Origin of the sequence: Vibrio sp. J2-4 (assembly GCF_021728155.1) — a bacterium.
Classification (GTDB): Bacteria; Pseudomonadota; Gammaproteobacteria; order Enterobacterales; family Vibrionaceae; genus Vibrio; species Vibrio diabolicus.
On record NZ_JAKKCN010000004.1, the window covers coordinates 519,271 to 543,771 of the forward strand.

At 43.8% G+C, this 24,501-nt stretch carries 19 protein-coding genes; 4 read left to right on the forward strand and 15 right to left on the reverse strand.

Features of this window, described 5'->3' with window-relative positions:
• Nucleotides 1-2: 2 nt before the first annotated feature.
• The 11 genes from L3V32_RS16970 to ftnA all read right to left on the reverse strand — a co-directional run bounded on the left by L3V32_RS16970 (nucleotide 3) and on the right by ftnA (nucleotide 13,893).
• Complete coding sequence (locus tag L3V32_RS16970) at nucleotides 3-866, reverse strand: hypothetical protein (RefSeq protein ID WP_237284757.1); 864 nt, start codon at nucleotides 864-866, stop codon at nucleotides 3-5.
• Nucleotides 856-2,547: an AAA family ATPase gene (locus tag L3V32_RS16975; protein WP_237284758.1), complete on the reverse strand. Its 1,692-nt coding sequence runs from the start codon at nucleotides 2,545-2,547 to the stop codon at nucleotides 856-858. The genes L3V32_RS16970 and L3V32_RS16975 overlap by 11 nt, the downstream gene beginning before the upstream one ends.
• A complete protein-coding gene (locus L3V32_RS16980) occupies nucleotides 2,544-3,731 on the reverse strand; it encodes a restriction endonuclease subunit S (RefSeq protein WP_237284759.1) in 1,188 nt (395 codons plus the stop codon). Before L3V32_RS16980 ends, L3V32_RS16975 begins: the two co-directional genes overlap by 4 nt.
• The gene (locus tag L3V32_RS16985) at nucleotides 3,731-5,368 is read right to left on the reverse strand and encodes a class I SAM-dependent DNA methyltransferase (RefSeq protein WP_237284760.1); all 1,638 of its coding nucleotides are present in this window, start codon (nucleotides 5,366-5,368) and stop codon (nucleotides 3,731-3,733) included. Before L3V32_RS16985 ends, L3V32_RS16980 begins: the two co-directional genes overlap by 1 nt.
• An 89-nt stretch (nucleotides 5,369-5,457) precedes the next feature.
• Nucleotides 5,458-7,035 (reverse strand): TnsD family Tn7-like transposition protein, encoded by a 1,578-nt coding sequence (locus L3V32_RS16990; RefSeq protein ID WP_237284761.1) that lies wholly within the window; start codon nucleotides 7,033-7,035, stop codon nucleotides 5,458-5,460.
• Nucleotides 7,036-7,067: 32 nt separating this feature from the next.
• On the reverse strand, nucleotides 7,068-8,495 hold the full coding sequence (locus L3V32_RS16995; protein WP_237284762.1) for an ATP-binding protein: 1,428 nt from the start codon (nucleotides 8,493-8,495) through the stop codon (nucleotides 7,068-7,070).
• Nucleotides 8,492-10,630: a transposase gene (locus tag L3V32_RS17000; RefSeq protein WP_237284763.1), complete on the reverse strand. Its 2,139-nt coding sequence runs from the start codon at nucleotides 10,628-10,630 to the stop codon at nucleotides 8,492-8,494. The genes L3V32_RS16995 and L3V32_RS17000 overlap by 4 nt, the downstream gene beginning before the upstream one ends.
• Nucleotides 10,617-11,444 carry a TnsA endonuclease N-terminal domain-containing protein gene (locus L3V32_RS17005; RefSeq protein WP_237284764.1) on the reverse strand — a complete coding sequence of 276 codons (828 nt, stop codon included), beginning with the start codon at nucleotides 11,442-11,444 and terminating at the stop codon, nucleotides 10,617-10,619. Before L3V32_RS17005 ends, L3V32_RS17000 begins: the two co-directional genes overlap by 14 nt.
• Nucleotides 11,445-11,576: 132 nt before the next feature.
• Nucleotides 11,577-12,770: an NAD(P)/FAD-dependent oxidoreductase gene (locus L3V32_RS17010; RefSeq protein ID WP_006741765.1), complete on the reverse strand. Its 1,194-nt coding sequence runs from the start codon at nucleotides 12,768-12,770 to the stop codon at nucleotides 11,577-11,579.
• Between the two features lie 180 nt (nucleotides 12,771-12,950).
• Nucleotides 12,951-13,274 carry a universal stress protein UspB gene (uspB, locus tag L3V32_RS17015; protein WP_005394407.1) on the reverse strand — a complete coding sequence of 108 codons (324 nt, stop codon included), beginning with the start codon at nucleotides 13,272-13,274 and terminating at the stop codon, nucleotides 12,951-12,953.
• 91 nt (nucleotides 13,275-13,365) lie between these two features.
• Nucleotides 13,366-13,893, reverse strand: coding sequence for a non-heme ferritin (gene ftnA, locus L3V32_RS17020; protein ID WP_005379167.1), 528 nt, complete (start codon nucleotides 13,891-13,893; stop codon nucleotides 13,366-13,368).
• A 281-nt stretch (nucleotides 13,894-14,174) separates the two neighbouring features.
• Between ftnA and uspA the strand changes: the two genes are divergently transcribed.
• Nucleotides 14,175-14,600, forward strand: coding sequence for a universal stress protein UspA (gene uspA / locus L3V32_RS17025; RefSeq protein ID WP_005379165.1), 426 nt, complete (start codon nucleotides 14,175-14,177; stop codon nucleotides 14,598-14,600).
• 64 nt (nucleotides 14,601-14,664) lie between these two features.
• On the forward strand, nucleotides 14,665-15,543 hold the full coding sequence (locus L3V32_RS17030) for a carboxylate/amino acid/amine transporter (protein ID WP_006741764.1): 879 nt from the start codon (nucleotides 14,665-14,667) through the stop codon (nucleotides 15,541-15,543).
• A 72-nt stretch (nucleotides 15,544-15,615) separates the two neighbouring features.
• On the opposite strand, the gene L3V32_RS17035 is transcribed toward L3V32_RS17030, so the two are convergent.
• The 3 genes from L3V32_RS17035 to L3V32_RS17045 form a co-directional block, all read right to left on the reverse strand.
• On the reverse strand, nucleotides 15,616-16,188 hold the full coding sequence (locus tag L3V32_RS17035) for a hypothetical protein (protein WP_237284765.1): 573 nt from the start codon (nucleotides 16,186-16,188) through the stop codon (nucleotides 15,616-15,618).
• A 186-nt stretch (nucleotides 16,189-16,374) separates the two neighbouring features.
• Nucleotides 16,375-17,154, reverse strand: coding sequence for a class I SAM-dependent methyltransferase (locus L3V32_RS17040; protein ID WP_237284766.1), 780 nt, complete (start codon nucleotides 17,152-17,154; stop codon nucleotides 16,375-16,377).
• Nucleotides 17,155-17,243: 89 nt separating this feature from the next.
• Nucleotides 17,244-20,369 (reverse strand): EAL domain-containing protein, encoded by a 3,126-nt coding sequence (locus L3V32_RS17045; RefSeq protein ID WP_237284767.1) that lies wholly within the window; start codon nucleotides 20,367-20,369, stop codon nucleotides 17,244-17,246.
• Nucleotides 20,370-20,482: 113 nt separating this feature from the next.
• Here L3V32_RS17045 and asnC point away from each other — a divergent pair, with 113 nt between their 5' ends.
• Nucleotides 20,483-20,947: a transcriptional regulator AsnC gene (gene asnC / locus L3V32_RS17050; RefSeq protein WP_005394393.1), complete on the forward strand. Its 465-nt coding sequence runs from the start codon at nucleotides 20,483-20,485 to the stop codon at nucleotides 20,945-20,947.
• A gap of 75 nt (nucleotides 20,948-21,022) precedes the next feature.
• Here asnC and prlC read toward each other — a convergent pair whose 3' ends face one another.
• The gene (gene prlC, locus L3V32_RS17055; protein WP_237284768.1) at nucleotides 21,023-23,065 is read right to left on the reverse strand and encodes an oligopeptidase A; all 2,043 of its coding nucleotides are present in this window, start codon (nucleotides 23,063-23,065) and stop codon (nucleotides 21,023-21,025) included.
• A 396-nt stretch (nucleotides 23,066-23,461) separates the two neighbouring features.
• Between prlC and L3V32_RS17060 the strand changes: the two genes are divergently transcribed.
• Nucleotides 23,462-24,301: a 23S rRNA (adenine(2030)-N(6))-methyltransferase RlmJ gene (locus L3V32_RS17060; RefSeq protein ID WP_005394390.1), complete on the forward strand. Its 840-nt coding sequence runs from the start codon at nucleotides 23,462-23,464 to the stop codon at nucleotides 24,299-24,301.
• Nucleotides 24,302-24,501: the final 200 nt, after the last annotated feature.

Consider the following 24,501-nt stretch of genomic DNA (forward strand, 5'->3'; position numbering starts at 1 on the left):
TTTCAACCTAATTTATCTGGTAACGGTCCGTTGTCCAAATATTTTAATAGTTCAGGGGTAGCCAATACTGATTTGTAGTAAATAGCAGGCCAAGAGTTTATTGACTTCTCTAATTCTGGCTCTAGATACATTTCAATCAAATCCTCTACCGAAGAAGGATTGCTACGCTTTCTTCTTTTAGCCATTAATTTCAATAAATGCATGTGTTTAGACCTACAAAAAGACTTCAACCTTTCTTGAAAGTCCACCCCAATAACATGCCTAATTAGTAACTTAACTACACTTAGTTCACCACGAACAATCTTTACTTCAAATGTTGGTGAGTTGAAGGGTGGGCGAATTTCAACATGAAAATAACTTTCATCTATGTTGTCAAAATAAGGATGAATATACGCCTTTCGATTAGCGGCAGTTAAATACTTCGTATTTTTCACTTCCTGACATCGATTACACATAGGCGTCAAGTTAGCTAAGCAAACTGAATACTCCGGAAAGATATCTTTGGGAAGATAATGGTCAAGAGTTCCAGGAGCCCCTTCTTCTCCACAACTTGGGCAACATAGAAGGCCATGATCCCTTCTCATATCCTGCAATATTTCATAGGGCAACTGATGTGGTTTTGGCGAGTATAAATTGATAAGAGTCTGCTTTCTCTCTTTTGGGTTATTGGTAACTTTTTGAAGTTCAAAAGGCTTAATAAACTCGGGGTTGCCCTTCATGCTAAGATACAACCTAAACTGATCAGTTAATTGAGGTCTTACATCATCATAAAAATCTTTTAGTGGAGGGTACTTACTTCGTTCATCTATTACAGAGTTCAAAATAGATAGTGAACACTCAATTGGCATATCTAGCTTAGCAACCATATTTATGCCCTAATTCCATTATTTTCATGATCATTTCTTCATTAACTTCTCGACGAAGCTCTCTGATCAACTCCCTACTACCATGCTCAACTACTAACTCTTCAAGTCGTTCTTCGAAAGGCTTACTTACAGAGTTTTCCCCAAATACATAAGTTGAAATCCTTTGCATATCACCACCAAACGTTTCGAATGGTGGAGAAACAACATCTAAGCCGTGCCCTTGATCTCTAAAAATATGAACGCATTTTGAAGGCACTTCTCTTACAACGGCTAAAGAGTGAGTAGCAAGAATAGCTTTTGATTTAAACGGCTCTAAAACCGTTTTTAATAGAGACACAAACTCAATCTCTAAGGTTGGGTGCAAAAACAGCTCCGGCTCATCAATAACCACCAAGCTATTTTCTTTCAGTTCACCAACAACATTAATCGCTATGTAAGTGAAAAGTCTTTGACCGGAGCTTAATGTACATAAAGCTTCATCCTTAAGGAAAATAACACCTTTCTCCAAATCGCATGCAGTCGTCAACACACCTTGCTCAATGAATTGGGGAATATATGAATCGAGTAGTAGATACTGCTTATCATTAATTGTTCTCAGACCGAGCGAGAGAAAGCCCAATTTTGATGGGTCTTTTACTTCTATGGCTAAGTGCTCAAACGCGAAAGCACTGCTTAGCGCTTCGTTGAGCTTTGGGAACTTTTGAACCCGACTTGCTATAAAGTTAAGTCTTGCATCATCATATATTGCTTTGATAATAGACAAAGCAGAATGATATGCAGGCAAGTTACGATTAATACCTATTGAGCCATCTGGTTTCTTATGGCGGAAACCAAAATATGTGTACGCTTGCTTATCCTGTAAGCGGTGTTGTTCCAAATCTAACTCAAACTCTTCAAACGGACTATAAGAGACTAAGATCAAGTTTCTAAAGTTAGGCATTTTATCAAAAGGCTGGTGACCTGACTCTTCAAGCAATTTAAGATCGCCAATACCTGTTTTTAGCCAGTACTCAACAAGAGACTTAATACTATAAGACTTTCCTATTCCATTAGGGCCAATAAGAACATTAATATCATAAGGCAGCAAAGGAGACTCAAACTTGAACGGTACATGTCTAACCCTCTGATCTTTCGTTAAAAGGTTTAACTTAAAATCTTTGATTTCAATAGACGTTCCATCAAAGATACGCCAACCATCCTCAAACGATTTAGTCGCTCCACTTTCTCTTAATAGAGAAGCTGAAAAATCAGGACTCATCAAGAGGTCAGTAAAAGTATCGTCCTTTATGACATTCTTCTGTAATCCAGCATCATTTAGGACTTCCAGAAATCTTCTAGCATTTTCAAGACCAAGTTTTGATTCGATTATTGAATAGAACTCAATATCAGAAGGTAACGAAATATAGTTGCAACTTGGAATGGGGAAAAAACCATCCCAGCCACCATTAGCTTTCATTTCATTCAGAGTAGCGGCTGTATAATCACTGCCTTCGATCAATACTTTTATATGAAAATCAAAATCCAACCTTTGACCTTCAAAATAAAGGCTGGCATTCAGTGTTGTTTTTGTACCATAGTCATCCCAATTGTTACCACTTAGAGCTAAAAGGTTAGGCTCTGTATCAAGACCTGATGGCGTATGATTATTACACCCGCCTTGTCCATGATAGAAAATTTTCATAGCTCAATTTCCCCTGAGATCAGCTTAGGCAGTAACATATCACGCTGTTTTTTAAGGTTTTCATTCTTGCGTTTGAGTACGTTAATTTGTTTATGATTAACACAAACAATATTTTCAAACTTTTCGATAAGCTCTTTAGGAGGAGCGATAACAGGGTTACCATGAACATCATTTCGATTTAAGGTCGGTACTGATGCGCCAGAGTTAAAACGTTCTAGACCAATAGAGTCCAATAAATAGTATGCGTAAAACGCAGTACACCCTTTAAACTCTTTAACCCATAGAGATGTGTTTAATGGCCAGTGATCTTCAAGTACCAAGTTAACAATACCAAGGGTTCCTGAGCGTCCAGTCACTATACCTGGACCTTTAGCTTTTACTTGGTCGTGATATCCGTTGATACCAGAAGCTGCATAGATTGGAACGCAACCTTTCTCATTACGTTTTTTCTTCGGAAGATCAAAACCACGTTGAAGAGTTACAAAGTCATCCAAACGCTTAACCTCCCACCCCTCAGGAATTTGACCTAGTGGCGAGTCGACGAGTTTTGGACTGCCGTCGGCATCAAGGTTATCTTGATAGCCTAGATAGCGAAACTTAACAAACCACTCGCGATAAAGTGATTGCGCCATGTCTTCTAAGATAGCGATCCGCCGGTTGTTGTTTTCGATTAGGTTGTCGTAATTTGCTCTAGCTTTGGCGATAAAATCCCTAGATGATTTACTGGGGTACGGGATATCAAGATTGCCAATATCAATTGCACTAACATTTGGTTGACCAGCACCAGCGCCAAGAGAGTATAGCCGTTGCTCAAATTCATCTAATGCAAGTACACCAAAAAGATAGTCAGCAATAGAGTCATCCTCACACTTGGGACGTACAATGCCAACACGCTGATTTACAATGTATTGTCCTTGTTGATTTGTCATTTTACCTATTCGACCCAAGCTGCCTTGTCCTGTCATAGCAACTAAAATATCGCTTTGTTGTAATAGATACTTTTTCAGCCTTTCGGTAACCAAGTCATCAGGCAAGAATTGATCACATTGTTTAGATACAATTTTATTATTTACGTTTTTAATTTTGACTACGGGAATACCACTTTCGCCTAGATCTTTACTTTTGAAGGCATAGCCAGAGAATACATCTGCAAGTTCATGCAATTTCTTAGTTGCAACAGTCATTACAATGCTCCCAAAACTCTTACTATATTTTCAGATATTGAATTTTCCAGCTCATGTGATTCTGTATTCAATATTTCTAACTCTTCTTGAAGTGCTCCCAACTTCGCGGCAAAGTCTTCATCGTGTTCCTGTTCACCTTCTGCAACCCCAACATAGCGACCAGGATTTAAGCTATAGCCCTGCTCAATAATTTCTGCTTTAGACGCTACTTTACATAGGCCTGCAATATCTTGATAAGCAAGTTCACCACTATCATTGGCAAAGAAGTCTTCTAGTTTGAATTTACCATCGTTTCCTGCGTCTGGATGCGTTTCAAGGTAGGTGTTATCAATATCTTGACCACGGTATAAACGCACAATATTGGCGATAAAGTTAAGTTGCTCACTTGTGTAATCACGCACTGCTCGTGTAACTTGACGGAAGATATGACGAGCGTCGATAAACAGCACTTTGTCTTTGTTGTGCGTTGCTTTGTTCTTGTCTAGGAACCACAACGCACATGGCAAGGTTACGGTATAGAAGAAGTTGCTTGATACTGCCACCATGACATCAACTGCATCATCTTCAATCAGCTTCTGACGGATTTCCTGCTCAGAAGCACGAGCGTCACTGGCTGAGTTTGCCATAACAAAACCCGCACGACCTTTTTGATTCAGTGCTGTATAAAACATTTGAATCCAAAGGTAGTTGCCATTGTCATTGCGTGGCATTCCAAATGGAAAACGCTTTTTGTCGTCTTCCAATCTATCTTTTTGAATTTCATTAACGTTAAACGGAGGGTTAGCCATTACATAGTCAAATTGACCATGTTGCTTACCGTCCACAACTTCGCCTTCCGCTAAATCAAATGGGTTTTCGTAGTAAGAGTTGCCTTCTCGAATATCACCTTGTAATCCATGAACAGCCAAGTTCATTTTCGACAGTCGAACCGTATCACCTGTTTTCTCTTGACCAAAAATAGATAGTTGATCTGAAGCATTCTTATTGTGGTTCGCTACAAAGTCAGCCGAACTTACAAACATGCCACCACTACCACAAGCAGGATCAAACACCTTGCCATGGTAGGGCTCAATAATCTCTGTAATTAAGCGAACCAATGCTGAAGGCGTGAAGAACTCCCCCCCGCCTTGACCTTCTGTTTTAGCGAATTCGTTAAGGAAGTATTCATAGATACGACCAAAGACATCTGACCCCATACTGAAGTCGATTGAGGAGAAATTTTTCAGCAACCCTTTTAGGATATCGTTATCAAAACGAGTGTATGTTTTCGGTAAGGCATCTTTAATTGCCTCGTTTTCGGCTTCAAGAGCCTTCATGGCATTATTGACATTAACACCAATATTCGAGCCTTCAGGCAGTGCTAAAAGGTTTGAATACAGTGCATCATCAGGTACATACATTGCACCCTCAGCTTGTATCTTCGATTTAATATCACTACTACCACGACGGCGAGAGTTACCTTGACTTTCAATATTGGCTTTAGCTTGAGTAAAGCGAAATTCTGCATATCTCAAAAATATCAGACCTAGGATTGGGCGAGAGTACTCTTGGGCTGTTAAGCCTGTATTTGCTCGCAAGCTATCGGCGGCGCTCCAAAGCTGTTTTTCTAATTGCTCAATCTTCTTAAAATCTGACATTTACGCATACTCAATATGAAATTAACTGAGTGATATTCTATCAAACTTAAAAGGTTAAGAAGTATTGCTTTATCAACAACTATGGCATTCTATGAATCAGAGGGAAGCAGGCCTTTCTCGCGAAGGAGTTCTCTTGTCTTGGGCAGTTTTGTAATTTTGGATGTGAGCCAACCATGTCCACCCAAGGATTTATCTAATTCAGTGCGGGATGGCTTATTACTTGAGGAAAGCAGCAAGTCACGAATCACGTCTACAAGTTCATTATCTCGCTTATACCAATCCACTCTATCAACATGCTGCGTCTGACTTGCAGTTGGAAGCACCGCTTCAAACCACGTATATTCGTGATTATATAGCCAGTAATAAGCTGCTTCATGGGCTCTCTTTATCTCTTGTCGACTCACATTAGGGTTCAAGTTAATAAACCGTACTATCTGACAACGGTATCTGCGCCTTAGAGAGTCAACTTTGCATTGCTTACGCCATTCAACAAGACCAGTTGTCGTCGAGATAATCTGCTCGACACTGCCAGAAGAGATATGATGCTCTTTTGCTATAACGTCTCTATGAAAGCCTTTTAGCGCCAGTTGTACTACCGATGCCTTTATGCTTTCCGTAATTTTCCTTGGCTTCAGATTGACCGGAATACTATTCCTCAAAGCAACACTTTTAACATAACAACGACTCTTATCAACCTCGCGACTTACAGCAACCATTGATAGCCCCGACTTCAGTAAATCACAACATTGTTCTTCTTTATTTATAGCAGTCTGAGTGTTTAAACTCTCGTCTGTCGCTCCCTTAATTGATTGGCAGCGAGACAGGAAAAACTCAAAAAGTAAGTGCTTAAATGGGTGCTGAGAGTACTCACCAGAGAGCAATGTCGATACAAAACTGAAATCTGACTTTGATCTGACGGACAAAAGTGTTGGTGAAAGCAATAAGCCTTCGGATAACTCATACAGCCCCTCTAAGATGCTCTTTCTTCTCACTCGGCCACTTGCTGTCAAAAAGCCACTCAAGCCTAGCTGGTTTTGGTAATCCTTACTCAATACCGCGTGGGCCTGTTTATGATTATTTGCTTGTAAAACTTGAACTCGCTGAGAAACAAAAAACGCGAAGTCAGTTGAGACACTAGTGCAGTGTATAGGTATCTTTTTTGGGCTAGGAAGGAAATGACAACACACATGACTGCGACCAGGCAACTCTTGATGAACTAGCCACGTTCTATGTATTGAACATGCCTCTACGCCTGGAATCTGATGATTTAGGTGCCAATAGGCAACGCCATATTCATACAAATCATTTTTTGCGCACACTGGGCAATATTTAATAGATAAACACTCTTTTTCACGAAAGGTTGAAAGCTGGCTCGCTCTTATAACCTCATTTGTGCTGGCAGCTACATCTTCAATCACGTTTCGATATTGTGGCAGATAATAGGAAAACAATGGACGCAGTGTTTGAGACGATAAGAGTGTCTTTGATGATTCATCAGCTGACTGAGCGAGAAAGTGTAAGTTTGATGTGAGGTACGGATGAACAGCGGCTCTCTTATCACCCACAAGCAGCTCTAAAGCTTGCTCAGTAGAATGTTCACAAACTGATAAGCAACGGCATATCCGACTGTGTAAGGACTCATCAGGTAGTGCTTTAGGCAGCTGCATGATGGGTCTCCTTAATTGATAATGCCTATATCTTAACTATAGGATAGCTCTGAAAGAGGGTCATCCAGAACAACATTACAAGACCTTAAGTAGAGCATAGGATCTTCCAAGCCAGCAGCTTGTTGAAATAAATCAGGGTCTTTAATTCTATCTAGTAGGTCTACCGCTCCTACTAGTTCGACAAGCTTAGAAGCAAATTCAGGGTGCTGAGGCTTAGTGATATCACCAGTTTTATCGACAGTCTTAACCGTTGGCTCATCTTTGCGCTGAGAGTTACGTTGCTTGCCTTTGGGTAACGGAATAAGAGCTACCTTTAAGCTATCCACTTCTTCCGTTTGCCTCGATAAACCACAAGCAACTGCATTACCGGCAGATAATGTTGCTGGTGTAATACGTTCATCATCCGAGCCAATAACCAAGCGTTGGGCTTCTCTATAGGTTCTACTTGCCATATCTATATTACCAACAGACAAAGAATGAAGAGCATCATTTAGCTCTTCCGTTAGCTCTGTATAAACGTTGGTCCATTGGTACTGCCATAGTTGCTCTATAAACGCATTCCATGAAATGCTGTCTCTTGGTAAAACAGACATAATATGGTGATAACCGCTTTCAGCTCGACGAGCAGCTTTGAGCTCTTTAATTAGAGACTGGTCAAACGGAGGGTTTGCGACAAAGAAAAGCGGAACACCTAACTTGTTCATTAGTCGATGTAAAAATTTTAATAGATTGTTCTCTCCACCTGTTCTTTTAAACTTTAGATTTTGCATTTCATCAATAACTAGCATGCCAAGAAAGCTTGATTTGATTGACCGCTCTAACTGCCGAATTAATTCTCCAATTGTCCCTGCTGGTTTTGTTCTTTCCCTATCCAAGGTTAAGTCTAGTGTTGAGAGTATCTCTTCACATAAATCCCTAACGCTAGAATTACTAGGACAGTCCACTTTTATCCAGACTACTTGTTTTCTTAGCTCAAGCGGCTGGCCTTTATAAGACTCGTGCACAATTACAGTTGGAAAATATCCTAGAACTTGCTCAACCATAGAGGTTTTACCAACACCACTTTCTCCGATTAGAGTCAGCCCATCCCCTTTAGGTTGAAAGTACCCTGTTCTCGGTTCAATATCTGGTCTTTCATCAACCAAATAATGTAAATATTGAGCAGTCGTAGGGCTCAGTGGATTCTTGGCCGAGTAGCCCTTTTTTATGGCTCTTTCCACAGCTCGGAAACATGATTCATAGTCGGTCAGAGGCTGTCTAATCTCTTCAATGCGATTCAGATATTCATCACGAACTAATGGGTCAGGATGGTCAGCTATCTCTTCTGAATAATCAGGATAATTACTAAACTCCTCCATAACACTTATCCATGCTCTTTTAACTGGAAGAGCTTCTATTATTGGATTGCCTTGATGCTCCGGAAGAATTGCATCTTGATACACTGCAGACTCAATTCTCATGACTCACCTCTACTCGTTCTTCTTTTTCGGCCTTTTGGTAATGGAACTACTTTATCGCTGAAGGGCGTTGTATCAGTCGTATCATTACCACCTGAAGCTACTGACTTTGGTGTAATCATGTTTGTTGTCGTTTCTAACTCGTCATTACGTCGCTGACGGATGTTTTTCGTTCTATCCGTTAAAGAAAGTTTACCCGCATCTTTATTTCTGTGTTTAGCTTGTCGAGTAACATCCTGTTGATGCTTATGGCCATCAATCGAAGTTACTGAAATTGGTGTTAGCTCCTTTTTGGAATCGAGCCAGTCTTGGATGAAATTGGACTCAAATATCGATTTATCGCTGAACATCCTGCTGCGAGGTAGAAGATCGCATCTAACAAAACCTCTATTTTTGTCCAAACGAACATAGATGTAATTGGTTGTATTTTCGTCGATTCTAGCTTCAAGCCTCCAACGACCTGAAGACCTGGCTACAGAAGCGAGGCTTAGCTCTTCTACCTCTGCACATGAGTAGTACAAACCATTAAAATATATACCACTTCGAGTCATACTTACTTCTGCTGAAGGTAACAACCTAGCGATAACTTCATCACTTTTAGCAAACTGAAGATCGTGTCTATGTTTTGCAAGATGTATTTTCCAGTAGTTGAGAGGCGTTGGGGATAAATCATGCTCAATGAGTAGAGGACTGGAAAAAGCCAAGTCATCGAAAATGGATCGGTTATGCTCTAGTACTGTTTTAATTATTTCGGCAGTCACTTCTTTTAGGGTATAGAGTGCCACTTTTCTTGGGTCTTCATTACCTCTAACAACTGGCCCACCTCTTGTTGAGCCTAGCAGATCATGAAGTAGTTCTTTATTAATAATATCAAACCGTTTCTCCACAACCCCTTTGCAATCAGGTCGATATGGTGGAGTAAATGATAATTGCGTCATTGGCGTCAGCGCTTTTTTGGGTTGCACTCCAATCATTTCACCATTATCACATACCAACTCTTTAGGGATGTGAGCACATGGCCACTCTGAGTCTTCTACGTCGATACCAAAGCTCTTGCAGTAATCAGATTTAGGCAAGAAAGCATTGGTTAATGCCTGTCGAGCTGCACGCCATGAAGCATGATATAGAGATACATGCATACCAACGATCATTCGACTTGCTCTATCCGCTACGATGTAAATCGTTGGTCGCCCTAAGATCTCTTCTGGCTTAAGTTCAGATACGATATGCACGTCAGCAACAGTCGCATCTATTTCAAAGTGAGTGCCCGGCAAATAGCTTCGGTCTGTAATGCTGCCTAGGGTTCCTCTTTTATTTCTGAGGTAATCATTTTCTGACGTTCGTTGTTTGATTATCTGCTCTTTACTAAACAACTTTGTACGCCAGTAACTGAACTGCTTCTTTGTTGGTACCAAAGGAGGTCTACCCATCGCCTCTGCGTGTCTGATTTCTTTTGAATAACTATCTTTAAGCAGGTTTTTATAAGTTTTTGCCAACGTAAGTCCAGATTCTTTAAGGTAGTACTTCTTTAATGCTTTCTTGAATTTCTTCTTGTCATCATTGCAAACAATATACTTCGCTGCTCTATCAACAGCTATCGTTCTAGGTTGTTTCGGTGCACCTAATGGTTTCGTTGTTGGAGCTCGCTCTTTCCCAGAACCACCACTATTCGCAAATGCCGGTAATAGAGCCATCTTATTCTGACCGTTTCTCCAATATAGAGTGAGCAATCTGGCTAAAGATTTGCGATCCGCTCCCAACTTCCGTGCATGTTCGCTTAGCTGAGGAAAACGCTTCTTGGTCGCATAGTCGAAAACAAAGCTCTGATCGAATATTACTCCTTCGATTAAATCATAATTTTTATCTCGGCGAGCTATATACTCTTCTGAAATTTTTTCTTCATCGACCATTAAATAAGCTGGCAATTTATATTGTGCTTTTTTCGTTTCACTACTAGAAATGGATTCAATGAAACCTTCCAAGGAAACTGCGACAGGCCTAACTACTGTAGAAGAATTCTCTAGCGAGAATAAAATGACAGACTCAACATCATGTAATAGATCCAACAATCGATAGAGGCCGTCTTCAAGCAAGTTTGAATTACTCACTCTCCAAACACTGTTTTTAGGAAGCTCCATATAAGATACCCCCTTGTTGTTCAGTGACATACGTAATATCAATAAGCCCTGATTCAACAATGTTTGTAGAAAGATCTACATCGATATATCTATCAGCGATTAGAAAACGAATTAACAATAGAGCATCTTCATGAGTAGTAACATTCAATGAGATTAGTTGATTACAAAGGTCTTCAATGAAGTACTGCCGAGCGGTTAAGATAGAGAGCGCATAATTAACCTGCTCGGACGAAAAGCTTACAGGGTTCTTACGGAAAGGGGAGGTAGCCCAGTGGAGGTTGCTGCTTTGGACTCTTGTTAATTCATTGCCAGTAAAATAACTGAACTTGATCCCTAGTAGCTCCCAGAAAACACGTTCGATATCTATTTTTTCAAGTACCCTTAAATAACTAGAGTCATCTTCGGGTTTAACAGAAACAGCGTGATATACAGTACCTTTTGGGGAGTCTATCGTGAGCAACTGATCTGTTGTAATTATCACTGGTTCTTTCGTTTTCGGGTGCTTGGGATGTTCAACACCAAGGGTTTTAGCAATTTTCTGAGTGAGGTTTAGAGGAAAAAGGGGAAACTGCTCTCTAATATCAACGACTTGATGGGAAAACTCAGCAAGATGGAAATGCTCACTCTCTATTGAAGACATCATATGATGGTCTCTTTGAGACTTCCTACCATAAATCAGTGAGCGTGTACCTTTAGATTTTACATCCTGAATCCTAAGCCAAGGTTTGTAGTTAGCACCTTGACCCTTTCCATATTTGTTCTTTAGATGCCGTTGATAATCATCCAACGACTCAATTTTTCGACCACGTCCCATACTCAATCCAATACAGCTTACCTGCATAGAGCATAGTAATGCGCACCACTATGGGCAAACTTTATTGTTTAAAAATGTTGTTATGGGCAAGCTTTAATGCTTACGGACGAACTTTATTGTCTCTACACATGATTACACCCACTGACCCGCGACAAAGCCGCTCGACCAGCACCACTGAAAATTGTAGCCCCCTAACCAGCCAGTCACATCCATCACTTCGCCAATGAAGTACAGCCCTTTGATGTCTTTGCATTCCATGGTTTTCGAAGATAAGTGATCGGTATCCACACCGCCTAGTGTCACTTCCGCGGTTCGGTAGCCTTCAGTGCCATTCGGGGCGATATCCCAATGTTCTAAGCGCGCCACAATCGCCGCAAGCTCCTTTTGATTGAACTGCTTTAGCGGTTTATCGACCAGCTCTTTACGTTCAATCAAGACTTCAACCAAGCGCTTTGGTAGCACTTTAGCGAGCGTATTTTTGAGCGACTGATTCGGATGCTTTTCACGGCTGCGTTCTAATAACTCGGCAACATCATCGTTTGGCACCAGATTAATCGACACCTTTTGCCCCGCTCGCCAGAATGATGAAATCTGTAAAACGGCTGGGCCAGATAAACCACGATGTGTGAACAACAGGGCTTCTTTGAACATGGTGCCATCTTCAGCTGTAATTTCCGCAGGTACCGCGATACCAGATAACTCAGCAAAATCTTCTTTGTCTTCTTTATGCAACGTAAATGGCACCAGCCCTGCCGTAGTTGGGATAACTCGAAGACCAAATTGTTCCGCGACTTTATAGCCAAATGGTGTCGCCCCCAGTTTTGGCATCGACAAGCCACCTGTTGCGATAACTAAAGACTCACACTCAACAATCTCAGTGCCAGCATGCAAACGAAAGCCTTCATCGATTTTCTCAATTGAGTGAACATCGCATTGGTAACGCTGCTCGATATTCGGCATATCACATTCAGCCAGCAGCATCTTCACGATGTCTTTCGCCGTAAACGCATCGACACAAAACAGCTGACCGTGATCGCGCTCTTCAAATTCAATACCATGCTTACACACCATCGAGATAAAATCCCAGTTGGTGTATTGAGAAAGCGCCGACTTAACGAAATGCGGGTTTTGGCATAGGTAGTTGCTGGCTGAGACGTCGTAATTAGTGAAGTTACAACGGCCACCGCCTGAGATAAGGATTTTACGTCCTGGCTTTTTAGCATGATCGAGCACCAAAACACGGCGGCCTCGCTTGCCGGCTTCTGCAGCACACATCAAACCCGCTGCACCTGCGCCAATTACAACAACATCAAATTTCTTACTCATCGGTAGCTCTTAGACTGATTGGGATCGAATCGAAATAAAAAAGGATGTGCACATTGCACATCCTTGCTTTCTAGGCGCGACATTCTACCGACAAATCTCGAAGGGGAAAAGCGCTTAAACGGTAAGCGCTATGCATACCCGTACAATCCTAGGAGATTAACTCGCTAGATTATTGATTCTTTAAAGAATGAAGGCCGCGAGTAGGGTAACACCGAGCAAAGCGGTCGATAAAACAAATAGCTCACGCACCCTTTCGCACTTACCAGTAAAAATCTCATCGTGGTGATGGTGATATTCTTTACTTTTGATGTAGTGGAACAAACGCACCTGTTTGGTGACATTTCCATGGGTGGTAAAAAAGCCATTGCCATCAACTTGCTGATATAACAACGGATGCGCTTCACGCATGATGTAAATTAGAGAACGAAGAGCGGTGAGATACCGGATCATGTTGACTCCAGTTACCACCATTAGCGCAAATAAGATTGTGTCTCCACTGATCATCTTTTCCTCCCTACATCTTCAACAATGCTCAAGAGAAAAAGACGATCAATGCTTCGTCTTTACCCGCTACTTATAGCGTCAAAAAACGCGTTTACGCAGCTGGAGCATCCATGATTGAAGATGAACCTTCTTTCGCCATTTGTGCTAGATCTTTGTCGATGAAGAACAATGCTTTACCATCTTCACCTACTAATTCGATCTTATCTAAAATCCCTTTAAACAACTTCTCTTCTTCGTGCTGTTCAGACACGTACCACTGTAGGAAGTTAAACGTTGAGTAGTCTTGGCTAGTAAATGCAACATGTGCCAATTTATTGATTTTTTCCGTGATCATTTGCTCATGTTCGAAGGTCTCGCGGAAAACATCACCTAAGCTAGCAAAATCATGCTTTGGTGCATCAATAGCGCCCAAAATTGGCATTGAGCCAGTTTCACTTACGTAGGTGAATAGGCGTTGCATGTGCTCCATTTCTTCTACGGCGTGAGCGCGTAAAAATTCAGCCGCACCTTCAAAACCTTTGTCTTCACACCAAGCACTCATTTGTAAGTATAGATTGGATGAGAAAAATTCTAGGTTAATTTGCTCATTCAATTGTTCGACCATAGTTTGAGACAGCATGTTAACTCCTATTAATGTGCATGCAATATACCCAAGTAACCTCGAGATAAACGACGCCGCGAGATTGACTTGCTCTACATCAGAGGCAAGGTTTTACTTGAACTATAGTCAGTAACGGAGCGCTGAACTCCGCATCTCAAAGTCACTTGGGTATAACGCCACTATAACATGATTACTGAGACAAGACTTTGTACCTACGACACTGATATGAGATCACTTCAGCAAATTTTTTTGGGGGTTAGTGCTAATCTAAAACTATGACCTTACAAGGAGATAGCAATATGAGTTACAAACACATACTTGTGGCAGTCGACCTGTCAGACGACAGTAAAGTGTTGATTAAAAAAGCCGTATCACTGGCTAAACCTCTGGATGCGAAAGTCTCTTTTATTCACATCGACGTGAACTACGCAGAGCTCTACACCGGGCTTATCGACATCAATATGGCAGAAGCGCAACATCAAGCAATGGAAGCGTCGCGCACACAATTGGCGAATTTCGCAGAATATGCGCAATACCCAATAGCCCATACGTTGGTCGGTAGTGGCGATTTGAGTAATGAGCTGTGCGATACCATTCAAGACTACAGTATCGATTTGGTGGTTTGTGGTCATCACCAAGATTTCTGGAGCAAGATTCTGTCTTCGACTCGACAACTGATTAACTGCTCTCCAGTCGATATGCTGGTCGTACCGCTAAAAGACTGATTGGCGCGACGTTAAAACTTGGTTAGACTGCGGGCACATTTGTTGTTGATAAAGATTCTCATCCATGGCTTATCTATCCGCAGTTACCCTACTTTGGGCATTCTCATTTAGCCTGATCGGCGTTTACCTCGCTGGTCAGGTTGATTCTTGGTTCTCGGTGTTCATGCGCGTGGCACTGGCGAGTCTGGTTTTCATTCCCTTTTTAAAATTCCGCGGCGTTAGCAAATCCTTAATCGCGAAACTGATGACGGTCGGTGGCTTTCAGCTTGGTCTGATGTACTGCTTCTACTACCAATCTTTTTTGCTCCTTTCCGTGCCAGAAGTATTGCTGTTCACCGTATTCACACCCATTTACGTCACGCTGATCTATGACTTCTTGAAAGGTCGCTTTTCACCTTGGTATTTGGTTACCGCGGCGATTGCTGTATTTGGCGCAGCCTGGATTAAGTTTGCAGGCATTAATGAAGACTTCCTGCTGGGCTTTTTGGTCGTACAAGGAGCAAACCTCTGTTTTGCCATTGGTCAGGTAGGCTACAAATACATCATGGAAAGTGAGCCGGTTGATTTGCCACAACACACCGTGTTTGGTTACTTCTACTTAGGTGCGCTTTGTGTAGCAACCGTGGCTTTCGCTCTGATGGGCAACCTCGACAAACTACCCACCACCGCAACGCAATGGGGCATTCTGACGTACCTTGGTTTAATTGCTTCCGGTTTTGGTTACTTCGCGTGGAACAAAGGCGCAACCATGGTGAACGCAGGAGCACTGGCAGTAATGAACAACGCATTAGTTCCGGCGGGTTTGATTGTGAACATTGTGATTTGGAACCGCGATGTTGACGTCATGCGACTCGCCATTGGCGGTGCGATCATCATGCTATCGCTATGGATTAACGAAACCTGGGTGAAAAAGCGCGTCGAAATGAGCTACGCCAAGAAGTAAAGCGACCGCTCCCAACACACATACCGACAATAAAAAACGCTCTCCAACTGGAGAGCGTTTTTTTGGATTAGATTAATGCACTTTCATTTGCGAACTTGCGCTCATCAACGCCTTGGGCGACGTTGGCAACAACACTTCTAGCTTGGCATTGCGCGCTTCAAGCTTGCGCTGACGCTTAAGTAACTTTTGTTGTTTTTTCGCTACTTTTAACAACTTCTTCTGCTGCTTATAATGCTTTTTCAGTGCTTTTTTCGCTTTCTTAAGCGATTTTTTATCCGCTAAATCAAACCATACTGGTGCGTCGGTTCTTACTGGCTCCAGGGATTTTTCGGCTTGCTTTTTCTCTTTCACGCGCTCAACAACACGCTTCACAATCGCGGCTTTTTCGTTGCTTTGTTTTGTTGTCATAGGAATCGGTTGTACTGGCAGCGCTTCAGCCAATAAGCCACATGATTGTTGCTCGTTCAATGGCTTGTCTTGGCATTTTTGCGGCGGAATAGCGGCTGGCTTACACAGGGTATCTTTGGCCGCTGAAGAACGTGCGCAAGAGCGACAAACAAACTTTGGTGCGACAACTAAACGATGGATATCGCCAAGCTCCGCCGCGATCTGTTTACGACTCATTTTACATAAGCGTTTAGCCATTCTACTACTCCAGCTTCCCAATTATCGACCGCATCACAACAAGTGAAATAATAATAATTCTTAGTTAGATATACAGTCAGGGAGGAGAATTAGCAAGAGAAAACTATCAGTAACGATTCAGAAAGAGAGGCTTTATCACAGCACGATACACCGTACTGTGACAAGAAAAGTTGAGCGGTCAGGAAGTTATGCCATTGAGGCTTTAACATAGACATCAAAGCGATTTTTTTTGGTTTCAATCGCCATAGTCGGCTTTTGCTCGTTCAGCCAGTTTGCATAGTCTGGGCGCTTCACCACCACGCGTTTTGTGGCTAACGCCATGGCAGGATCTAGCAAACCATCGGCGTCCAAATCGGCGCCAACCAACGATTGGAAAACGCGCATCTCTTTTTTTACGAGCGCCGATTTCTTCTTGTTTTCTGGGTGCGGATACATAGGGTCGAGATACACCACATCTGGCTGAACAAAGTCTTCATCTTGTGCCAGCTGTTCCAATGCATCATGACTGGAGGCATGGATCAGCGACATACGCTCTGATACCCAAGTTCCAATTTCAGGGTCTTGTTTCGCACGCGCTAAGCCGTCATCCAGCAACGCTGCGACTACCGGGTGTCGCTCCACCATCTGTACCTTACAGCCGAGCGAAGCCAAAACGAATGCGTCACGTCCCAGCCCCGCAGTGCCGTCTAGAACGGTTGGCGTTGCCCCTTTGTTCAAACCTGCGGCTTTTGCGATGGCTTGGCCCTTACCACCACCAAATTTTCGGCGATGTCCCACTGCGCCACCAATTAAATCGACAAAAATAGCGCCCAACTTTGGCTCATCCACTTTACGCAGCTCTAAACGCTCGGTGGTCAGCACCAAAGCAAAATCGCTCTCGTCAGTGTGAGAAAGCTGCCAGCGCGCAGCCAGTTCATCCAGATGAGATTGTTGAGACGGGTCTTCACAGATCAATTGCAGTTGCAAAAGGAGGCTCCAATAAAAAATCGCGGTAACTGGCGCTGAGTGTATACCTAAGTTACCTCTCAATGCTAGGTTGAGCTTGATATGACAGACTACTCAGCCGTCAGTCGCTCAACTAACTCAGAAAGCGGTTGAGGATGCCCAATACCGTAGCCTTGGCCATAATCCACACCAAGATCGATCAAATGCTGCATGACTTGTTCGTTTTCGACAAACTCCGCCACCGTCACTTTGCCTAGCTGTTTTGCCAGATCATTGATCGAGCGAACCATCACACGGTCCATTTCATTTACGTTGATATCTCGCACGAAAAGGCCATCAATTTTCACGATATCAACGGGAAGTTTCTTTAAGTAACCAAATGAAGACAAGCCCGAGCCGAAATCATCCAATGCAATAATACAACCCAACGCTTTGAGCTTGGTGAAGAGCTCAATGGCTTGCTCAAGATTACTCATCGCTGCTGTCTCGGTGATTTCTAGACAGATTTTTTCACACGGCATAGACGAACGTTCCAGTCGTTCCAATAAGAAATCGATAAACTCTTGATTCCCCATAGATTGACCTGAAAGGTTTATCGAACAACGACCGAGTTTTTCAACCACCTCCGGGCGTTGCTCAAACCATTCTAGCGTTTGAGTAATGACCTGTTTATCAATCCAATGCGCAATGTTGTAGCGCTCGGAAGCAGGAATAAACAATGCAGGAGAAACATAATCACCATATCCATTGCGAATGCGCACTAAAATCTCAAAATACATCTGAGCATCGTGCTGTTGTAAGCTTTTGATCGGTTGAGCAAACAACTCTAAACGCTGATTCGACAATGCCTCATGCACCAAATTGACGCTCTGCATTTCCATCTGGCGACGTTGTAGCTCTTCGTTATCTAAGCTGAACAGATTGTAGCGGTTACGGCCTTGCTCCTTGGCGGCATGACACGCAGAGTCTGCTTGAGCGTGCACCATTTGCGGCGTCTCTGCCGTATGGTCGATGATACGAATACCAATAGAACAACTGATGAACAAGCGTGTATCTTCCCAAATAAAGAGATGTTCACTCAACGTCGAGATGATCAGTTTGGCGATATTAATGGCGCCGTATTCGTCGCAATCTTTGAGTAGTACCGCAAACTCATCGCCTCCCATTCGAGCCAAGATGGAATTGTATGGCAGCACTTCCTCTAACATGCTGGCGCAAAATTGAATCGCCGCGTCACCCGCATCATGCCCAACCGTATCATTGAGGACTTTTAGCTGATCTAAGTCGAGGTACAGCATGGCGTGGACGCGACGATGGCTGTCCACCTCACGCAGTGCGGTCTTGAGCTCTAGTTCAAAGTGGTTTCGGTTATAAGTACCTGTCAGTAAGTCATAACGCGCTTGATATTCCAATTTCTCGGAAAGCTGTTTGGTTTCTGTAATATCTTCACCCACAATCAATAGCTGATCAGATTCACTCAGTGGACGAATGTTCTCGCGTACCCAAACACGATGACCGTTTGCATGGCGATACTCGACTTCACGTCGCCAGACCCCATGCACCTGTTGATTGGGTTGCAATAGCACTTGGCGAGGAAACAGTACCTTGTCATCAAAATAAAACTCCCTTAGGCGGTGTCCGAGCATGTCCATCGGTTTGTAGCCGAGGAGTAGCTGAGCAAATCGATTCACTTCTTGAATGCGGTTATTGCTGTCGAGTGTCACCATCATGACGGGCTGTTGCTCATAATAGTTACGCAGGGTTGATTCGCGTTGATAGAGCTTATCTTCCATCAACTTACGACTAGTGATATCGCGCGCTTCAAACAAGTATTGCTTTTGATTTCCTACTTGCTGAGAAAAAGGCTTGAGTGAAATTTCCAACACCAATGTACCGTGCTCTTTACTCCAAATTTCAGCCTCAAACGTCGACACTTGATGGTGAGGCGCGTGGAAATACGCCTCAAGCAACGCTTGCGCTTTCTCACTCCAATTGGGATGAAACCAAAGTGGTCGATCTAAACGCAGCCCTTGGTGATACAGCAAAGATTGCAGGTGATCGTTGCCCGATTTAAGTACACCGTTGGCATCCAAAATGCCCATATACTGCATGCTCTGATCAAAAATCGATTCTAAGATGGCTTGGCTTTCTCGCGCGGCACTCTCGCTGCGACGCATCCGCTGTAAATAGTAACCCATCAACAAAATGACCACCGACATCACCACAAACAGGCTACCAAACAAGCGAATTTCTTTGGCAAAACGCTCAGAAAACTTCATCGGTTTATTAAAAAATACCGCAGAGACCTCTTGCTCAGCCCCCAGCCCCCAGCGCACTACAGCTTGATAATCGAGCTTGATTTCAGAATCACTTTTCTTCACGGCTGGCAGAGCTTGGTCAGGGTTATCCAACACAAACTCAAGTATCTCAGCGCTCTCAATGCCATGCCGATAACCACTTTGGATCACGCCACCAACCGCACCATGCCCTAAGCCAATGTCGTGCACCATAAACAGCGGCGCATTTGAGGCTCTGTTGACGCCAATCCAGTCACGTTCACTGCCAACCACACCTTGTTTATCTCGGTAATAGGTCCAAAACAGGACGACTTTATCTTTATTCAGCTTCGCCACTTGTTGCTTTAAGTCAATGATACTATCGGGAATAACTTGCACGATTTTGTCGCGATATTGCGGATGTTCATGTACAAAATCGTCGATTTGATAGCGTAATACCTCTCCCGTTACGGAATGGTCACTGACAATAAGAATTTGAGTGTAATCAGGGTGTAGGCGCTCTATGAGGGCTAAATTTGCCTCCAAATCGACATCTTCTGTTACTCCTGTTGCGTTCAGGGATTGGTGCAAAGAAGGATGATAATTGTTGATGCCGTTAAATATAACCGGGGTGTCTTTGATGATTGGTGCCAAACGCTGCATCAGTTCAAGCGCGTTGTTGTCGCTCACTAAAATGGCATCGAATCGTTCTTTGCTTAATTTCGTACGATATAAGGATTCAAGCTGAGCGAAAAACTGCTCACTCTGGTTACGTTTCGAGTCTAAATAGAGCACGCGCATATCCAGCGATCGATCACCCAATTGCTGCTCGATACCTCGCTGTATGGAATCCGTCCAGAAAAAACCTTGATGATAGGAGTGCACGACCAAAACTTTCGGATCTGAGGCCGCGGCAAACGCGCTCCAACATAGCGCGACAATAACCAGAAAACGCTGCACATTATCTCCATAGCTCGGAGTTAACCCGCAGTTACTCCTGCCAAACCTTGTGAATCCTATCCGCTATGAGTATAAAAGGGAGGTAAAACTCTATCCCTAACGGAAATAATAGTATGAATGCGAGCCTGCCGAAACTCGACGACCTTGACCGCGCAATATTAAAAACACTGATGGCTGACGCCAGAACGCCCTACGCAGAAATGGCAAAGCAGTTCGATGTCAGCCCTGCCACTATCCATGTGCGTATTGAGAAGATGAAATCGGCTGACATCATCGAAGGAACGGAGGTGATCGTAAATACCAAAAAGCTCGGCTACGATGTGTGCTGCTTCATTGGTATTAACCTAAACGCAGCTCGCGATTACCATTCCGCGCTAGAAAAACTCAACGCGCTCGACGAAGTCGTTGAAGCTTACTACACCACGGGCGCGTATAACATATTCGTCAAATTGATGTGCAAATCGATTGAAGAACTGCAATTTGTGCTGATTGATAAGCTGCAAGCCATTGATGAGGTTCAGTCTACGGAGACATTGATATCGCTGCAGAACCCAATTAACCGCAGTGTGAATCCGTGAATTTTTTATAAAAAATGGACAAAAAAAGGCCAACCGAATGGTTGGCCTTAGTATTTTTGGAAAGACAGCGTGCGCTTACGCAGCAATACCAGAATGGCGCAATAGCGCATCAATTTGTGGTTCACGACCACGGAAGCGCTTAAACAGCTCCATTGGTTCTTCGCTACCACCCATTTCTAGGATGTTATTCAGGAAGCTTTGACCCGTTTCTTTGTTGAAGATACCTTCTTCTTCAAAGCGAGAATAAGCGTCTGACGACAGCACTTCAGCCCACAGATAGCTGTAGTAGCCCGCGCTGTAACCACCAGCGAAGATATGACCAAAGCTGTGCGAGAAGCGCGCCCACTCAACGGCTGGAACCACCGCGACTTTCTCTTTCACTTTCGCTAGCGTTTCCAGCACACGCGCGCCCACTTCTGGGTCGTATTCGGTGTGCAGAGTAAAGTCGAACAAACCGAATTCTAGCTGACGCAAAATGCCCATCGCCGACTGGAAGTTCTTCGCCGCGAGCATCTTATCTAGCATCGCTTTTGGCAACGGCTCGCCTGTCTCATAGTGACCAGAAATGAACGCCAGTGCGTCCTCTTCCCAACACCAGTTTTCCAGGAACTGACTTGGCAATTCAACCGCATCCCAAGGTACGCCATTAATGCCTGATACCGCGCCAGTTTCTACTTGCGTCAGCATGTGGTGGATGCCGTGACCAAATTCATGGAAAAGTGTCACAACTTCATCGTGCGTAAACAGTGCTGGCTTGTCGCCCACTGGACGGTTGAAGTTACACGTTAGGTAAGCCACCGGCGTTTGCAGTTCACCAGAGAGCGTAATACGACGACCACGACAGTCATCCATCCACGCGCCGCCACGTTTGTGCTCACGTGCGTAGAGATCTAAGTAGAAACTGCCACGCAGTGCGCCTTCAGCGTCAAAGATATCGAAGAAACGCACAGATTCGTGCCAAGTGTCCACGCCTTCGCGCTCAGTAACTGTCATGCCAAACACGCGGTTTAGCACTTCAAACAGACCACTGACAACCTTAGACTCAGGGAAGTACGGGCGCAGTTCTTCATCCGAGATTTGGAACAAGTGCTGCTTTTGTTTCTCGCTGTAGTAAGCAATATCCCACACATTCAATTCTTCAACGCCAAACTCACTTTTCGCAAACTGACGCAACTCTTCGACTTCACGTTCACCTTGCGGTTTCGCACGTGTCGCTAGGTCATTCAAGAAGCCCAACACTTGATCTGGCGTTTCGGCCATTTTCGTTGCTAACGATTTCTCGCTGTAAGTATTGAAACCCAACATGCGTGAAATTTCGTGACGCAGTCTCAGTTGCTCAGTAATGATTTCTGAGTTGTCCCACTTACCAGCATTTGGACCGCGATCAGAGGCGCGCGTCACATACGCTTCGTACACTTCTTTACGCAACTCTTGGTTGTCGCAGTACGTCATGACAGGTAGGTAAGATGGGATATCCAGCGTAATGAGGTAACCATCTAACTCTTTTGCTTCTGCCGCGGCTTTCGCTGCTGCCAGCGCCGATTCTGGCATGCCAGCAAGGTCTTTCTCATCCGTGATGTGCTTGGTCCAACCCATGGTGGCATCCAGTACATTGTTAGAGAATTTAGAGCTGAGCTCAGACATGCGCTTGCTGATTTCGCCGTAACGGTGCTGCTCATCGGATGGTAAACCAATACCCGATAGCTCAAAGTCTCGTAACGCATCGGTGATGGTTTTTTGTTGAGCGCGAATCAGCGTTGCGAATGCATCACTGGCTTTAATCGCTTTGTACGCTTCGTACAGGCCTTTGTGCTGACCAACCCAAGTGCCGTACTCTGACAAAATTGGCAAACAACTTTCGTACGCTTCACGCAGATCTTCGCTGTTCACCACGGAGTTCATGTGACCCACTGGCGACCAAATACGGCTTAAGCGGTCATCCGCTTCTTCAATTGGCGCAATCACACTGTCCCAAGTTGGGTGAGCATTATCTTTTAGAACTTCATCGATTTTCGCTCGGCATTCAGCAATCGCTTGTTCAACGGCAGGCTTGATGTGTTCTGGTTTAATTTGAGAAAACGGAGGTAAGTCCGTAAACGTCAGAAGAGGATTAGACATGAATAATTCCTTTTGTGTTTTGACTCTGTGATTGCCTGTCTATTTTGTGTAGATAGGCCAACTCAATGTACAGACGAGCCAGCAACATGGATTGGGGGAGCTCCGTTCCCTTTCTCTATGCTGCGATGACCATATAGTCAACGAGCGCTACTCTGTCCTTGAGTCTTGTTATACCTAAATGAGATTTCACACTCTTTGAGCACGAGAAACTCACCTAGTTCAATTCGATTACCAATAGTAAGTGTGGGTGACTTAAAGAAATTTCAATAGTGAGCCCCTAGTTAGAGGAACGGATTTGATTGGAAGTTCTACATCTTTAAGTTACTTGAGTATAATACCGCCATAGAGTGAAAATCACAGACCACACTCAGCCAAAGAGTGTTTCGAGAGTTTAATTTGTTAAGTTACCGCCACAGCTTCCACGCTGGCAACCATGCCGACGTGGTCAAACACATCGTTCAAAGCCTCATTCTTGATGCGCTGAAACAAAAAGATAAGCCATTCGTTTATCACGATACCCACTCGGGTGTGGGCCGTTACGATCTGACTCACGAATGGTCTGAAAAAACGGGCGAATACAAACAAGGCATCGCACGTATTTGGGATAACCCAAACATTCCTGAAGACATCAAAAGCTACATCGATGCCATCAAAGTGCTCAACAACGGCGAGAAGCTGCGTTACTACCCAGGCTCACCACGTGTGGCGCGCGCGCAAATCCGCCCACAAGATCGCATGGTGCTGACCGAGTTGCACCCAGCCGATCACCCATTGTTAGAGCAAGAATTCCATCGCGATCGCCAAGTGAGCATCTTCAAAGAGGACGGATTCCAACGCCTAAAAGCAAGCTTACCGCCACAAGAGCGTCGTGGTTTGGTGCTGATTGACCCACCATACGAGCTCGCGAAAGAGTACCGCGATGTAGTGCGCGCGATTCATCAGAGCCATAAGCGTTGGGCAACCGGTATCTACGCGATTTGGTACCCAGTGGTAAACCGTCACGACATCGAAGATATGATCGAAGGCCTGGAAGCACTGGGCATTCGTAAAATTCTGCAAATCGAGTTAGGTGTCGCACCCGATACCAACGAGCGCGGCATGACGGCATCCGGCATGATTGTGATTAACCCGCCGTGGAAACTGGAAAGCCAGATGAAAGAGATTCTGCCATTCCTGCAAGACGCGATCGCGCCAGCAACTGGCCACTGGAAAGTGGACTGGATTGTGCCAGAGTAAGCTCATCTGCACCGAAACCTTCTAGCGCAACGACATGCTCGTTGCGCTTTTTATGCTCTCAACCCCGCCGTCTGATCGCGCTTATTCTTCTTTTTGTGCCTCTCATCGCTATTTGTCATAAGTATTGTCGCTTTTTCCCATTTAGGAATTAGTCGAATTAGATTTATGATAGTGGGATAACGGTGGCATTGAGTTCGGGC

Coding starts and splice junctions, on each gene's coding strand:
- L3V32_RS16970 (WP_237284757.1), bottom strand. CDS start 866: ATGGTTGCTAAGCTAGATATGCCAATTGAGTGTTCACTATCTATTTTG.
- L3V32_RS16975 (WP_237284758.1), bottom strand. CDS start 2,547: ATGAAAATTTTCTATCATGGACAAGGCGGGTGTAATAATCATACGCCA.
- L3V32_RS16980 (WP_237284759.1), bottom strand. CDS start 3,731: ATGACTGTTGCAACTAAGAAATTGCATGAACTTGCAGATGTATTCTCT.
- L3V32_RS16985 (WP_237284760.1), bottom strand. CDS start 5,368: ATGTCAGATTTTAAGAAGATTGAGCAATTAGAAAAACAGCTTTGGAGC.
- L3V32_RS16990 (WP_237284761.1), bottom strand. CDS start 7,035: ATGCAGCTGCCTAAAGCACTACCTGATGAGTCCTTACACAGTCGGATA.
- L3V32_RS16995 (WP_237284762.1), bottom strand. CDS start 8,495: ATGAGAATTGAGTCTGCAGTGTATCAAGATGCAATTCTTCCGGAGCAT.
- L3V32_RS17000 (WP_237284763.1), bottom strand. CDS start 10,630: ATGGAGCTTCCTAAAAACAGTGTTTGGAGAGTGAGTAATTCAAACTTG.
- L3V32_RS17005 (WP_237284764.1), bottom strand. CDS start 11,444: ATGGGACGTGGTCGAAAAATTGAGTCGTTGGATGATTATCAACGGCAT.
- L3V32_RS17010 (WP_006741765.1), bottom strand. CDS start 12,770: ATGAGTAAGAAATTTGATGTTGTTGTAATTGGCGCAGGTGCAGCGGGT.
- uspB (WP_005394407.1), bottom strand. CDS start 13,274: ATGATCAGTGGAGACACAATCTTATTTGCGCTAATGGTGGTAACTGGA.
- ftnA (WP_005379167.1), bottom strand. CDS start 13,893: ATGCTGTCTCAAACTATGGTCGAACAATTGAATGAGCAAATTAACCTA.
- uspA (WP_005379165.1), top strand. CDS start 14,175: ATGAGTTACAAACACATACTTGTGGCAGTCGACCTGTCAGACGACAGT.
- L3V32_RS17030 (WP_006741764.1), top strand. CDS start 14,665: ATGGCTTATCTATCCGCAGTTACCCTACTTTGGGCATTCTCATTTAGC.
- L3V32_RS17035 (WP_237284765.1), bottom strand. CDS start 16,188: ATGGCTAAACGCTTATGTAAAATGAGTCGTAAACAGATCGCGGCGGAG.
- asnC (WP_005394393.1), top strand. CDS start 20,483: ATGAATGCGAGCCTGCCGAAACTCGACGACCTTGACCGCGCAATATTA.
- prlC (WP_237284768.1), bottom strand. CDS start 23,065: ATGTCTAATCCTCTTCTGACGTTTACGGACTTACCTCCGTTTTCTCAA.